The organism is Acinetobacter sp. GG23 (assembly GCF_057766365.1).
On record NZ_JBYMDJ010000014.1, the window covers coordinates 38,831 to 52,441 of the forward strand.

Sequence of the window (13,611 nt, forward strand, 5' to 3'; positions counted from 1 at the left end):
ATAAATTACTTTTTATAAAAAGAAATCCTGTTTTAAGTGCCACTCGATAAGTTGCTTTAAACTTAAAATCAGCTAAGTGGAATGATCTGTCTTTTCTCATTAAAACTAAAAATTAAGAAGGATCAACCACTTGAGTATTTCGCGTCAGTATTTTATAAATCTCGTCTTTTATTTTAAGTTTTTTGCGCTTCATTGACTCAATATCATCATTGATCAGATGAACCGGATTGAGTTCAAGTTGAGCAATTTCTTTATCCAGTTCCTGATGACTCTCAAATATTTTTGCAAAATGAGGATCGTCATGACGCAGTTTATGGATGAGTTCCTGATGCTCTGGAAACATCTTTTTCACTTTTTTATTGCATTCTTTGGTTTTCATAAGCCTAGATTATTCTCACAAAAAAGTTGGTTTCAGGATAAAAATAACAACTATGTACTTGCCCCTATATAGCAGTACGATTCAGTTTCAAAGACTCAATCAAAAGTCTTTTACATTCATGTGTCTAACTTGCTTGCGTAAATGTTGGACTTCATCAATTAAATCCAGCATCATCGCCACCGCAGAAAGACTGGCATCAAAGTCGCGTTGTAAACGATAAGCCCGACGTGCACGAGACACATCATCACCAAAGAACTGGTGAATGCGTTCTTCTGGGCGGGTGTCTAAAATATCGTATTCAAGCAGTTGTAAAACCCATTCCGGACTTTGTCCACACGCATCAGCAAAATGCTTTAAATCAAAACTATGATGTTCATCAATGACTTCGGCATGATTAAACCCATCACATACAATTTCACGATAATGAATAGTGGTCATGATTGTCTCCTTAAGCATTGCGAGGCTTAAATGCTGAAAAAGCTTCTGCAAAAGCTTGATAAGCCTGCTGTTCATGTTCAGTTTGCGCAGCTGGATACACGATATTTAACACCAGAAATAAATGACCGGGTGTTTTACTGGGTATCCCTTTATCTTTTAGCCGAAGTTGCTGACCTGTCTTGGCATTTTTAGGCAGATTTACTTGAACTTTTGTCCCTTCAGGTGTTGAAGTTTCAATAGTTTGTCCTAGGGCTGCTTCCCAGGGTGTAACATTGATGGTGTAGTAAATATCCGCACCTTCCACTCTAATTTTCTCAGTATCTTTATAATGAATTTCAATATAAAGATCACCATTTTTCCCGCCATTGATTCCCGTTTGACCTTGTCCGGAAAGACGGATACTTTGACCTTCTTTCATTCCTTTAGGAATTTTGACCTGTAAAGTTTTGCGCTGAACTTCAGCTTCACCAAAAGCATTTAAAGTCGGAATCTGCAAAGTGATCTGTTGAGTTGAGCCGTGGTATGCAACCGCTACATCAACTTCAATACTGGCATGTTGGTCTTCACCTTGATAACTACGCTGCTGTTGTCTTTGCTGCTTTTGATATTGATAATTCCCTCCACCAAAGCCTGAACCGAAACGTCCAAAAAGGTCTTCAAAGCCACTAAATTCTGAATGGTCTTGCTGGTTAAATCCTTGGCGGTAGAAGTGGGCATTGTCAAAACCGCCGGTTCCTGTCTGTGTCCCCGATTGATGAAAAGCTTCAGGATGGTCAAGCTGAAAATCATATTCAGCTTTTTTCTCTTCATTGCTTAAAGTGTCGTAGGCAACATTAATGCCTTGCATCTTCTCTTCCGCATCCGCTTCTTTACTTACATCGGGATGATATTTTCGAGCCAATTTTCGATAGGCTTTCTTTATTTGATCGGGTGTGGCATTACGCGTAATGCCAAGAACTTCATAATGACTTTTAGGCATAAAAATAGGAAGCTAAAATTGGTTAGGTTTTAATCATTATTGAACCTTTAATAAAATTGAAATAGTGTAGATCTGTACCTTATTGTTTCAAATTATGACAAAAAAGCTCCCAGTGAGCAGCCTTTAGAAATTTTGAATAAGATCAATATCTGATCCAGGCTGCACTAGGTCCAATTACTGAAACCCCAACATAGCTTTGAGCATTTAACTGTTTGTCACTCGAACTTAGAGGTAATTTGCCTTGTAGAGTATTATCAATAGGATCTATAACCCGATCATGATTAAGTTCACCTGAGTTATCCAGAATTTGTTTAAAGCCCTCCGGTAAAAGGTAAATCCAGAAAGGCTTTATTTTTAAGTTACCTGGGCAGTTAGAACGGATCATCATTTTGTTTGTTTCCCCTCGCACATTTCGGGTGGTTACCATGATTCCTTCATAAGAATCATCGGGTTTTTTACTACTTTCAGTATGCTTTGTTTTGGTAGGCATGACCTGAAAGCTAGAACATGATCATTAAGAAGGTCGTCTTTATTTTTGAAGTCCGGTTGAATGCCTGAGAGGAGGGGGAGAACAATCGGTGGTGCATTTTTTAAGGCAGCCTTATATTTTTCCTAATGATCAATTGCAGTTCGACAGGGAATAGGAGGCACATTGATAATCCTTCCCATATAAACTCCATTCTTTGTTTGGTCATTAATAAGTTTGTCTGCGCATATTTTATTTCGTCTTCAAGGGTTATTCATCTATTGGTGAAGCCCAAGATTGCTGCATAAATAAAGTTGTGTTGACAAGCAATAATCTACAAAAAAATATTTTTTATTCATCCCTATATTCCGAATGCAATTGATTATTTTTATATTGTAGACATAAAGGGTTATTGTCATTTTTTGCTTTGATCTGTAGGGAGATTTTCCTCAAAAATAGCCAGACTACAACTACGAAGCTTCAGATAAAACCACAACAGGAATATAAGCTTAAATTTTCTGATAAAAAAAGAGCAGCTATATTGCCACTCTTGTTTTAACGATTGAAGCCAATTTTAGCTCAGGTGTTTGCCAAATAATCCAAACGCTTCTTCGGCGGTAAAGGTATAGCGGGTGCTACAGAACTGGCAGTCCATGGTAATTGGATTTTGAAACTCCAAGGTTTCACGAACCGCATCGACCCCAATTTGAATCAATGCATTGGCACAACGCTCTTTAGAACAGGTACAGCCAAAGCTTAATTGCTCGGCTTCTGGCAAGCGAACATCTTCTTCATTATATAAACGGTAAAGAATTTCTGTTGCTTCAAGCTCAGTTAATTCTTCTGGCTTTAAGGTTTCAGTTAACAGGGTCAAACGTGGCCAGAGATCTTCATCTACCCAGTGCTGCTCTTCTTCACTATTACGTGGTAACAGCTGAATCAGTAAACCGCCAGATTGTTTTGCAGTACTGGCCAAGCGAATTTTTGTCGGAATTTGTGCAGATAAATCATAATACTGCATCAAACAACCCGCTAATGTAGGATGTTCAAGGGCAATGATACCTTGATAGCGTTCACCAAACTCAGGTTCAATATTAATAAACAGCACCGGATTGACCAGAGACGTTAAAATAGTACTGCTGTCTTTGGCTTGAAAGAAACGTGGATCTTCTTCGTAATCTGCTGAAGCGCGTAGCTGGCCCGAATGATCGCATTCTGCCATCGCCCACTTGAATGTTCCAGCTGCCTGAATTTGCAGGCTGATCCGGCCTTTAATTTTAAGAGTGCTGGCGAGCAGAGCTGTAGCACTGAGCATTTCCCCTAAAAGGACTTCTATGGCTTGAGGATAATCCCGTTGAGCAAGAATGGTTTGCAAAACTTTTTCGAGATGCACCACTTCACCACGAACCGGGCAATTCTCAATATAAAAGCGTTGACGTAATTCAGACATAAATTTCTCCAATAGCCGGTGTTAATGGTGTCTACATTGTAAAACACAAGCTAGTTACTATCATCTCTTGTGACATCAATACGCTGATGTGCTAAGCCGCGTTGTAAATTGACGCCAGTAGGTTCTTGACGAATCTGGGCATCACTTTCAAATAAGTGTTCAAGCTCTGCTAAAGCATTACGATGTGTTTCATAAATTTTTTGTTCATCGGTATAGACCCGTTGTTGCTGAAGCAATAATTTTTCATCGTAATCACGGAACAATTCAATACTTTTATTCGCATCTTCTTCACTGATATCCAATTCGCGCAAGGCACGGTAGGCCATTCCCAATGAAGATAAATACGTTTCACGCCAGATATGGGCTACCCCTAAATCACGCAGTAAATGCACATGATGACGATCGCGTGCCCGTACTAAAAGTTTCAGGTTTGGATAGTTTAAACGAATATGACGTGCGACATTCATCGAGTCTTCAATATCATCAATTGCCAGTACAAAAACTTTGGCCTGTTCAATTCCTGCCGAACGCAAGATATCAGGTTGGGTGGCATCACCATAGTATACCTTACCGCCATACTTGCGCACGAAGTCCACTTTTTCTAAATTGCTATCAATTGCGGTAAAGGATTGATGCTGTAAATGGGCAATACGGGCAATGATCTGTCCGAAACGACCAAAGCCGGCAATGATCATCGGGTTATGCGTATCTGGAATTTCATCATAAACAGGCAGTTTTTCTTTATCAATTAAAGGAATAATCCAGCTGCTGATCAGCCAGTACAGCATTGGGGTGAGCACCATGGAAAGTGTAACAATCAAGGTTACAGGCTCAAGAATCGCTTGGGTGATGACTTTTTCACTACTGGCGACTTTGAGCACCACAAAAGCAAATTCACCCCCTTGAGATAAGCAGGTGGCAAGCAGCAAACTGTTACGCCATGAATATTTTAAATAACGGGCAATTACAGTCAGAGTAATGCTTTTGATCAGCATTAAAATGAATGCACCACCAATAATCAGCCAAGGCATATCCACCAGCAGGGATAACTGGGTGGTCATGCCGACAGTCATAAAGAACAGACCGAGTAACAGTCCTTTAAAGGGCGCAATGCTGGCTTCAAGTTCATGGCGGAATTCAGAGTCGGCGAGCAAGACGCCCGTTAAGAAAGCTCCCAATGTCGTACTAATACCCAGTACATCCATCAGTGCAACCACGCCCAAGACAATAAACAGGCCCACTGCCGTAATTAGTTCATGCGCACCACTTTTGGCCACGAAACGAAAAAACGGACGCATCATATAGCGGCTAAACAAAAACAAACCGCTAAAGGTCGCAATAATTGCTGCAAAATAGGCAACCCCATGATGGGTCGATTCGGTGCCGGCCAATAAGGGAATAATCGCCAGCAAGGGAATGGCAGCAATATCCTGAAATAGTAGAATAGAAAAGGATTGTTGCCCGAAGGTGGTATTCAGCTGCTGCTTTTCCGCTAAAAGCTGTAACACAAAGGCCGTAGAGGAAAGTGCCAGTGCCATGCCAATCACAAAGCTGGCAGAAAGGCTCTGGTTTAAGGCAAAAAAGATAAGGCTGGCAAGAATAACGCCAGTAATGCCGACTTGCAGGCTACCCATCAAAAAGATCGATTTACGCATCTCCCACAGTCGTTGCGGACGCAGCTCCAGTCCAATAATAAACATCAGCAGAATAACGCCAAATTCCGCCAGTTTCTGAATCGCTTCCGGGTCACTGGCAATATTAAAGACGCTGGGACCAAGTAAAATACCGGTAAACAAATAGCCGAGTACAGTGGCAATTCCAAAGCGCTTGGCCAAGGGAACCAAGAGTAGGGAAGCACCAAGGAAAATCGTAATTTGTAACAGTAGCGACATCGGTCTGTCCTAGAATTTATTCTAATTTCAAAAAATTTAAGCAAAGCACAAACTTTGGCTTAGCTTAATTCCTGAGGGTCTATATCCAGTGTAAGTTTCATGGTTGATGGCTTTTGATGCAACATGTTTTGCCACCAGACACGAATATAAAAGTGCAATCGGGCACGATCATGCGATAACAGTACCATATGCGCCTGATAACGCCCGGCTTTACGTTCCATCGGCGCTGGAATTGGTCCCCAGATATCAATTAGATGTTCAGAAATCTGTATTAATGCTTGGGCATGCTGTTGTAAAAAATCCTGATTCTGCTCCTGACTTTTTGATTCGCAACGAATCAAAGCGGCATACCGAAAAGGTGGCAACAGTGCCGCTTGACGTTCTTTTAAGGTCTGCTTGGCAAAATGCCGGTAATCTTTGTCAATTAAGGTATTGAGTAGGGGATGATCGGGTCTCAGGGTTTGTAAATAGACTTCACCTTTGCGTTCACCGCGCCCGGCACGACCAGCCACTTGTACGATTAGTTGAGCAGTACGTTCGGTGGCACGAAAATCCACGCTGAGCAAGCCTGAATCAATATCCAAAATAGCCACTAAAGTGACATAAGGGAAATGGTGTCCTTTGGCCAGCATTTGTGTGCCAAGTAAAATAATCGGTTCACTTTTCTGAATCTTGTCATAAATTTTTTGCCAGCTACCGACCCGGCTGGTGGAATCTCGGTCTACGCGAATCACATCGAAATTGGGAAAAAGCTGTTGCAGGTGTTCTTCAACTTTAGCCGTGCCCATGCCAATCGATTTCAGTTCCGTATGTTGGCACTGCGGACAATGATCGGGCATGCGGTGAATGCTGCCACAGTGATGACAATGCAAATGCTGATAAGGCTGGCGGTGCACGGTAAAGTTAGCGTCGCAATGTGGACATTTGGCTTGCCAAGCACAACTTTCACAAATCAGTACCGGTGCATACCCACGGCGGTTTAAAAAAACCAGAACCTGTTCTTTCTTATCTAAGCGTTTTTGAATTTCATCAATCAGGTTTTGGCTAATCCCATTTTGCTTCTGCGCAATTTTTAAATCAATCAGATGAATCTTTGGCATCAGTGCGATACCCGCTCGCTGATTCAGCTCCAAACGCGTCATTTTTCCGGAATCTGCTAAAGCATAACTTTCAATGCTCGGTGTAGCTGAACCTAAAATAATCGGACAGTTCTCTAAATGTGCACGATACATCGCGACATCACGGGCGTGATATCTAAAACCTTCTTGCTGTTTAAACGAAAGGTCGTGTTCTTCATCTAAAATAATTAAACCCAAATTTGGTAGTGGAGTGTAAATGGCAGAACGTGTGCCTAAAATAATCGAGGCTTTGCCAGTTTGTGCAGCCTGCCAGGCTTGTAAGCGTTTTGAATCATTCAGTCCTGAATGCAGCAGCACAATATTGCCATGAAAGCGCGACTGGAAACGGCTGATGGTTTGCGGAGTAAGCCCAATTTCAGGCACTAAAACCAAGACCTGTTTGCCTTGTTTCAGGACTTCTTGCATGATTTGTAAATAGACTTCGGTTTTGCCGCTACCGGTTAAACCATCCAGTAAAAAAGCCTGATATTTTTTTTGTGCTTTCAGCACCTGTTGTACCGCTTTCTTTTGGTCTTCATTCGCCGTTAACGGCATTTGCGCCAACGTCACCGGCTGCGGGCTAAAATCCTGATTTTCCAGAACACATTCTACAATGGTTTTTTTTTCCAGCGCTTTGAGTGTTGCAGTTTCAATCCCGGCTAAATTTAAAATATTTTCTGTCGTGCCCTGAGGATGCAGTTTTAAAATTTTATACGCTTGTTGCTGTTTTTCGGAGCGAGTGACTTTGGCTTCCGCATTTAAATCCAGCACTTTCCACATTCGCGCCAATAAATTATATGGCTTTCCCTGACGCAAAAATGTCGGTAAGGCACTCTGAAAAACTTCACCAATCGGAAATTGATAATATTGAGCTGACCAAGTGAGTAAATTTAAGATTTTCGAATCTAAAATTGCCTCATCATCCAGCAACTCGGTAATGGCTTTAAGTTTAAAACGCGGATCAATTGGGGTGTTTTGGGTTAATTTTTCGACAATAATGCCGATCAGATTTTGTCGTCCGAATGACACCAGAACACGCGCGCCGACTTCAGTTTGTTGGTATTGTTCAGCTGTTAAAGTGTAATCAAAACAGTCATAAATATAGACCGGTACTGCAACACGAATGCGATAAAGGTCGGATGAAGTCGATGGTGTATTTGGCATAAATTGGGGTCAAAGCGTCCTGATCAAATTTCGTCGTGCTAAAGGTCGAGTTATGTTAGAGTGAGCGAATCATTTATATCCAAGAATATGAATGATTTTGGTGGTCAGACGCAACAGCGCTGAAGCAATTTTTGGAAAATTAGAGCATCATAATGCCTGCATATCAATTTACTGCCATTGATGCTTCAGGGAAGCAGCAAAAAGGCGTGTTGGAAGGAGATTCAGCACGTCAGATTCGTCAACAGTTAAGAGATAAAGAACTTATTCCTGTGACTGTCGATCCTGTTGAGCAAAAAGATAAGCACAATTCCACCCGCTGGTTTCAGAAAAAAATCACTGCTTATGATTTGGCCTTGTTTACCAGGCAGCTTTCAGTTCTGGTGGCTGCCGGCATTCCTTTGGAAGAAGCGCTGCGCGCCGTGGGCAAGCAAAGTGAAAAAGCCCATGTGCAAAATTTGTTGATGTCAGTACGTTCCAAAGTCATGGAAGGGCATTCATTAGCCAATGCCTTGCAGCAAGCCGGACGTTTACCTGACTTATATATTGCCACCATTGCTGCCGGTGAACGCTCCGGACATCTGGATTTAATTCTGGATCAGTTGTCAGATTACACCGAAAACCGCTTTGCCATGCAAAAGAAAGTACAGGGCGCAATGATTTATCCCATTATCCTGATGCTGATGTCCTTTGCAATAGTGATGGGCCTCATGACCTACGTGGTTCCAGATATTGTCAAAACCTTTGACCAAAATAAAGATGCACTGCCCTGGATTACAGTGGCACTGATGAAGGCCAGTGATTTTATTCGCGTGGCATGGCCATTTTTACTGATAGCCAGTGTAGTTGGTTTTATTGCTTTGGCGCGTTTTTTAAGAACTTCTGCCGGGCATTATGCGTTTGATCGTTTAACACTCAAGTTGCCATTATTTGGTAAATTATCGCGTGGTATAAATGCCGCACGCTTTGCCAGTACTTTATCTATTTTGACCCAGTCGGGCGTACCATTGGTGGATGCACTTAAAATTGGTGCCGCAGTGAGCAATAACTGGGTGATTCGTGATTCAGTTAATCTGGCTGCCGAGAAAGTCACCGAAGGTGGCAACCTTGCAACGCAACTGGAACGCAGTGGTTATTTCCCACCGATGATGGTACAAATGATCAAAAGTGGCGAAGCGTCAGGTGAGCTGGATCGCATGCTGGAACGAGCCTCGATCATGCAGGATCGGGAGGTCACTACCCTCATTTCAACACTCTTGGCTTTACTTGAACCGTTAATGTTGGTGTTAATGGCCAGTATTGTCCTGGTGATTGTGATTGCGGTGATGCTGCCGATTGTAAATATGAATAATATGATTTAATCCATCTTATAAAGATAACGATTTTTGCGAGAGAGTTATATGCAAGGGAAAATATATCAAGCCAAGCAGACTGGCTTTACCCTGATTGAAGTTATGGTAGTGATTGTGATTTTGGGCGTATTGGCTGCGCTGATTGTACCCAATGTTATGGGACGTGGTGAAAAAGCCAAGGTGGATACATCTGCCATTACCTTAAAAGGGGTGGCGGGTGCTTTAGATCAATACAAACTGGATAACGGTAAATATCCGTCCATGCAGGATGGAGGGTTAGATGCCTTGGTGAATCAGCCGGCTTCAGCAAAAAACTGGATGCAGGGTGGCTATGTCAAAGGTGGTTATCCAAAAGACAGTTGGGATAATGATATTCAATATGTCATTCCCGGTGCCGAAGGTCGTGCATTCGATTTATATTCTTTTGGTGCCGATGGTAAAGAAGGCGGTGATGGAACAAATGCCGATATTTATTATCAGCCTTAATTCAGAAGCATGATTTATTCTGGATTAATAGAATAATCACTTCACTTAATCTAACTGTTTATTACTAAGTGAAGTGATAATAAATCTTAATTATAAAATATATAATAAGGTATTGAATTTTAATATATTTAAATAATAATCCCTGTTTGAGATTTATAATAAGAATTATTACTATGTTTGATGGTTACAATAAGACTGGTTTATGAATAAAAATAGACTTTCCATTTATTAAAAAGCTTGCATAATGTTCTGAATGGTAAAGATTTTACCGGGGAGAATGGAATGAAAGCATTAATTATATCGGATGAAATTAACCAATTTCATTGGGCAATGCTCAAGTCTGTTCTTTTAATTTTGAGTTTGCTTCCGATCAGTCAAGGTATTCTAAGTTTATGGCATGCCACAGAAGGAAGTAGCCAGATTATGGTGGGCTTTTTTGCTATCAGTTTATTCAGCGCACTGTTTATTCTGTGCTTTTGGTCGGCACTTAAAACGACTGTACTAAAATTAAAACAACAACAGATTTCAGCTTTAGAACAAGGTGCTGTCAATGTTTATCGTTATATCCCCATGCTGTTTTTAACAGCCATGATGTCTTATTTAGTTACCCAGTTATAAAATCAGTTGAAACAAAAAACCGAGGCATTGACCTCGGTTTTTTGTTTTATTAAGTATAGGGATTATTTCATCCTTCTCCACCTCCCTCTTTTAAAGGGAGGAGTTTCCTCTACCAGAGGCAGAGGATTAAAGAGAGGAGCGATTTTAAGGGTCTCTCTAAGCCTTCATTTGCACTTCGCTTTAAAAGCAATGCTTTAAAGCTCGTTCAGGATAGAGAATTTAAACCTTAACGCCGTGACTTAAACGAAATATCAATTTTACGCGGACGATAAATCCAACCTAAAATCAGCAATAATAATGAGAAACCAAGAATCGGCCAGTCACTCAGACGCGTATATAAGGTTTTACCTTGCATTGCAGGCAATTCGCCACGAAGGACTGCGGTTTGATCCGTCGGTGCCTGTTTCACAATATGACCGTTATGATCAATAAAGGCCGTTACACCAGTATTGGTGGCACGAATAAACCAGCGTCCATTTTCTTTGGCACGCATTTGCACCATCTGTAAATGTTGCCAAGGTCCCGCAGTACCGGTAAACCATGCATCATTAGAGACAGTGACCAAGTAATCGCTTTGACTGGCATTACGACGCGTCAGGTTTGGATAAGCCACTTCATAACAAATAGCCGCGCCAAGAGCATGGTTTTTTATATCTAATGGTTTTTGGTCACGCGCACCACGAGAGAAACCACTCATTGACGGGTCATTTTGTAATGCGGGTAAGACCCAACTGAGCCAGCCAGATAAAGGCACATATTCGCCAAATGGAACCAGACGCTGCTTCTTATACAACCCTTCAGACGCGTCACCCATAGCCATAATACTGTTGTAGTACATTGGCATGCCTTCAGATTTAGATTCTTTCAAATCCCAATAAGGAAGACCTGTGACCCATGCTGTGCCTGATTTTTCCGCCTGAACTTTCATGGCATCCAAGAAAGGTTCAATATCGGTTTGGAACATGGGAATGGAAGATTCGGGCCAAACAATCAGGTCACGTCCCCATTCTGTACGACTTAAATTAGCGTAAATCATCAAGGTTTTGACTTGATATTCTGTAAGCCATTTTAAATCTTGCGGAATATTGCCTTGAATCAGGGAAACTGAAAGTGGCTTCTCATCCTTTTTTTCTACGAAGTTGAGATATGACGCTGCCCAAGCACCTAGCAGCAAGATCACCGAAGGGATGATCCAGAATACACGTCTATTCAGAATTTCAACCAGCGCACAGGCCAGCATTATCACTACAAATGATACACCGAAGATCCCGAATAGCGGCGCATAACTATCCAAAAAGCGTTCGGTGAATGCATAGCCGACAAATAACCAGGGGAAACCGGTGAATACCCAGGTTTTTGTCCATTCAAACAGCACCCAAAGTGGGGCAAAAGTCAGCGGTGTTTCCGGGAAGAATCGACGGTAAATCCAGGTTTGCAAGGCCGTAAATAAACCCATCACCAAAGCCATAAAAGCAATCATCAGTACACTTAAAAAGGCACTGGTATCACCATAAACATGGATAGAGGTATAGAGCCAAAATGCACCGACAAACCATAAGCCAAATCCGTAAGCCCAGCCAATGCCAAAGGCTTGTCTTGCCGAACGTTTACGCAGTGATGCATAGAGCAAGGCCGGGGACAGCAGTGCAAGCCACCAGTAATAATACGGTGCCAGCGCAAAACTGAACATGGCACCTGAAAACAACGAAATTAAAAAGGGATAAATAAACGGGAGCTGATTTTTTTGTTGAGAGGAATTTAACAGCTTATCAAAGTATGTTCTCATTTACGGACAGCTCGAATCAGATGAATAGTACGTGCATCTGCTTCTACAATGGTGAATTCCCAATTTTCAAGTTCAATGATTTGACCTTGTAAATCGCTGACTAAACCAATTTCTTGAAGCAATAAACCGCCGACAGTTTCTACTTCATCATCAGAAAATTCAGCATCTAAAACATTGTTAAAATGTTCAATTGGTGTAAGTGCTTGAACGAGCCAGGTATTCGCCGTTTGAGGGTCATTATCCGGAATAATGTATTGAGCCTCTTCATCGATCGTATCATGTTCGTCTTCAATTTCACCGACAATTTCTTCTAAAATGTCTTCTAAAGTCACTACTCCAGAAGTTGTGCCATATTCATCAATCACAACTGCAATATGAGTCTGGGTATTTTTTAACATACGCAGGACTTGGTCGGATCGGGCACTTTCAGGAACAAAGATCGGCTGGCGCATAAGCGCACGAATATCGACTTTATTGTTCGGTTCTGTCAAAAATGGCAGTAAGTCCTTGGCCAATAAAATGCCGACCACATTGTCGGGTTGGTCAGATGAAAATACCGGGAAGCGAGAATGTGCAGACTCTACAAGGGTATGCAAGATGTCGAGTAGCTGATCATCTTCTTGTAGACTAATCATCGATGTACGTGGGGTCATGACCTCACGGACTTTTGTCGCAGGAAGGTCAAGTACGCCTTCAAGCATTGCAACAGTATCGGGTTCTAAAAAACGACGTGAATCTTGTACTAATTTTAGCAGTTCGTCGCGAGTTTCGGGTGCAGTGCTTAACCATTTACGTAAGCCGCGCATGCCCCACGACGGGCCTGATTCCTCGTGCATGATCTTTCCTAAAGACTCTTAATATCTAAAAAAACAAATTTTATCATACCCGAGAAAATATAGATGTCTATCTATAAAATAGCTGTATTCCATGAATGCTTGAATCATCATTTCTTGTGATTTTGAGATGACGTTTGAAAGCAAAAGATGACATTCAAGTTTATGTTAAAATAGCCATGATTTTTTAATACCGAGTTTAAGAATGTCTGAACCGCTTGTTACTCCCACTATTCAGCTAAATACACGAGGACTGCGTTGTCCTGAACCTGTAATGATGTTGCATCAAGCGATTCGTAAATCAAAATCGGGTGATGTGGTGGAAGTGTATGCTACGGATAATTCGACGTCTTGGGATATTCCAAAATTCTGTATACATTTGGGTCATGAATTATTATTACAAGAAGAAGTGCTGGATGAAGCTGGTAATAAAGAATTTCATTATTTGGTCAAGAAAGGCTAATTCAGAATATTTTAGTCTTCATTTTAAGATGACATAAAAAAACCCCTCGAAAGGGGGGGGGGTTTATTAAAAATTAAATATTTGGATATGAGAGGCACTGCCTCGCAAGGATTACCCTACATATTAGGGTAATTAGGTCCACCACCGCCTTCCGGCGTTACCCAGGTGATGTTCTGAGAGGGATCCTTGA

General features: G+C 41.5%; 14 protein-coding genes. 4 read left to right on the plus strand and 10 right to left on the minus strand.

The window, feature by feature from the left end:
• Positions 1-112: 112 nt before the first annotated feature.
• From AC3CAU_RS16585 to AC3CAU_RS16615, 7 genes are all read right to left on the minus strand, one after another.
• Complete coding sequence (locus AC3CAU_RS16585; RefSeq protein WP_131215997.1) at positions 113-379, minus strand: HP1242/YdcH family protein; 267 nt, start codon at positions 377-379, stop codon at positions 113-115.
• A 99-nt stretch (positions 380-478) separates the two neighbouring features.
• The gene (locus AC3CAU_RS16590) at positions 479-817 is read right to left on the minus strand and encodes a chaperone modulator CbpM (RefSeq protein WP_131215995.1); all 339 of its coding nucleotides are present in this window, start codon (positions 815-817) and stop codon (positions 479-481) included.
• 10 nt (positions 818-827) lie between these two features.
• Entirely contained in the window at positions 828-1,796 is a 969-nt protein-coding gene (locus AC3CAU_RS16595) for a DnaJ C-terminal domain-containing protein (protein ID WP_424621302.1), read from the minus strand.
• A gap of 142 nt (positions 1,797-1,938) precedes the next feature.
• Positions 1,939-2,286 carry a DUF2147 domain-containing protein gene (locus tag AC3CAU_RS16600; protein ID WP_447053928.1) on the minus strand — a complete coding sequence of 116 codons (348 nt, stop codon included), beginning with the start codon at positions 2,284-2,286 and terminating at the stop codon, positions 1,939-1,941.
• A 550-nt stretch (positions 2,287-2,836) separates the two neighbouring features.
• Positions 2,837-3,712, minus strand: coding sequence for an Hsp33 family molecular chaperone HslO (hslO, locus tag AC3CAU_RS16605; RefSeq protein WP_447053929.1), 876 nt, complete (start codon positions 3,710-3,712; stop codon positions 2,837-2,839).
• A 50-nt stretch (positions 3,713-3,762) separates the two neighbouring features.
• A complete protein-coding gene (locus tag AC3CAU_RS16610) occupies positions 3,763-5,604 on the minus strand; it encodes a monovalent cation:proton antiporter-2 (CPA2) family protein (protein ID WP_447053930.1) in 1,842 nt (613 codons plus the stop codon).
• A 59-nt stretch (positions 5,605-5,663) separates the two neighbouring features.
• The gene (locus AC3CAU_RS16615) at positions 5,664-7,886 is read right to left on the minus strand and encodes a primosomal protein N' (RefSeq protein WP_447053931.1); all 2,223 of its coding nucleotides are present in this window, start codon (positions 7,884-7,886) and stop codon (positions 5,664-5,666) included.
• Positions 7,887-8,038: 152 nt separating this feature from the next.
• Here AC3CAU_RS16615 and gspF point away from each other — a divergent pair, with 152 nt between their 5' ends.
• The 3 genes from gspF (at position 8,039) to AC3CAU_RS16630 (ending at position 10,339) form a co-directional block, all read left to right on the plus strand.
• Positions 8,039-9,244, plus strand: coding sequence for a type II secretion system inner membrane protein GspF (gspF, locus tag AC3CAU_RS16620; protein WP_131215983.1), 1,206 nt, complete (start codon positions 8,039-8,041; stop codon positions 9,242-9,244).
• A gap of 39 nt (positions 9,245-9,283) precedes the next feature.
• Positions 9,284-9,721 carry a type II secretion system major pseudopilin GspG gene (gene gspG, locus AC3CAU_RS16625; RefSeq protein ID WP_131215981.1) on the plus strand — a complete coding sequence of 146 codons (438 nt, stop codon included), beginning with the start codon at positions 9,284-9,286 and terminating at the stop codon, positions 9,719-9,721.
• 282 nt (positions 9,722-10,003) lie between these two features.
• The gene (locus tag AC3CAU_RS16630; RefSeq protein ID WP_131215979.1) at positions 10,004-10,339 is read left to right on the plus strand and encodes a hypothetical protein; all 336 of its coding nucleotides are present in this window, start codon (positions 10,004-10,006) and stop codon (positions 10,337-10,339) included.
• 226 nt (positions 10,340-10,565) lie between these two features.
• On the opposite strand, the gene lnt is transcribed toward AC3CAU_RS16630, so the two are convergent.
• Positions 10,566-12,125 (minus strand): apolipoprotein N-acyltransferase, encoded by a 1,560-nt coding sequence (gene lnt, locus AC3CAU_RS16635; protein WP_131215977.1) that lies wholly within the window; start codon positions 12,123-12,125, stop codon positions 10,566-10,568.
• Positions 12,122-12,961, minus strand: a complete 840-nt coding sequence (locus tag AC3CAU_RS16640; RefSeq protein ID WP_447053932.1) for a CorC family transporter — start codon at positions 12,959-12,961, stop codon at positions 12,122-12,124. The genes lnt and AC3CAU_RS16640 overlap by 4 nt, the downstream gene beginning before the upstream one ends.
• 202 nt (positions 12,962-13,163) lie before the next feature.
• Here AC3CAU_RS16640 and tusA point away from each other — a divergent pair, with 202 nt between their 5' ends.
• Positions 13,164-13,421, plus strand: a complete 258-nt coding sequence (gene tusA / locus AC3CAU_RS16645; RefSeq protein WP_131215973.1) for a sulfurtransferase TusA — start codon at positions 13,164-13,166, stop codon at positions 13,419-13,421.
• A 116-nt stretch (positions 13,422-13,537) separates the two neighbouring features.
• On the opposite strand, the gene AC3CAU_RS16650 is transcribed toward tusA, so the two are convergent.
• On the minus strand, positions 13,538-13,611 hold a 74-nt coding region (locus AC3CAU_RS16650), incomplete at its 5' end, for a 4Fe-4S dicluster domain-containing protein (protein ID WP_151023660.1).

Excerpts from the sequence above, each read along its gene's own strand:
- tusA (WP_131215973.1), top strand. The coding sequence starts at position 13,164 with ATGTCTGAACCGCTTGTTACTCCCACTATTCAGCTAAATACACGAGGA.
- AC3CAU_RS16585 (WP_131215997.1), bottom strand. The coding sequence starts at position 379 with ATGAAAACCAAAGAATGCAATAAAAAAGTGAAAAAGATGTTTCCAGAG.
- lnt (WP_131215977.1), bottom strand. The coding sequence starts at position 12,125 with ATGAGAACATACTTTGATAAGCTGTTAAATTCCTCTCAACAAAAAAAT.
- AC3CAU_RS16640 (WP_447053932.1), bottom strand. The coding sequence starts at position 12,961 with ATGCACGAGGAATCAGGCCCGTCGTGGGGCATGCGCGGCTTACGTAAA.
- AC3CAU_RS16630 (WP_131215979.1), top strand. The coding sequence starts at position 10,004 with ATGAAAGCATTAATTATATCGGATGAAATTAACCAATTTCATTGGGCA.
- hslO (WP_447053929.1), bottom strand. The coding sequence starts at position 3,712 with ATGTCTGAATTACGTCAACGCTTTTATATTGAGAATTGCCCGGTTCGT.
- AC3CAU_RS16615 (WP_447053931.1), bottom strand. The coding sequence starts at position 7,886 with ATGCCAAATACACCATCGACTTCATCCGACCTTTATCGCATTCGTGTT.
- AC3CAU_RS16610 (WP_447053930.1), bottom strand. The coding sequence starts at position 5,604 with ATGTCGCTACTGTTACAAATTACGATTTTCCTTGGTGCTTCCCTACTC.
- gspG (WP_131215981.1), top strand. The coding sequence starts at position 9,284 with ATGCAAGGGAAAATATATCAAGCCAAGCAGACTGGCTTTACCCTGATT.
- gspF (WP_131215983.1), top strand. The coding sequence starts at position 8,039 with ATGCCTGCATATCAATTTACTGCCATTGATGCTTCAGGGAAGCAGCAA.
- AC3CAU_RS16590 (WP_131215995.1), bottom strand. The coding sequence starts at position 817 with ATGACCACTATTCATTATCGTGAAATTGTATGTGATGGGTTTAATCAT.
- AC3CAU_RS16595 (WP_424621302.1), bottom strand. The coding sequence starts at position 1,796 with ATGCCTAAAAGTCATTATGAAGTTCTTGGCATTACGCGTAATGCCACA.
- AC3CAU_RS16600 (WP_447053928.1), bottom strand. The coding sequence starts at position 2,286 with ATGCCTACCAAAACAAAGCATACTGAAAGTAGTAAAAAACCCGATGAT.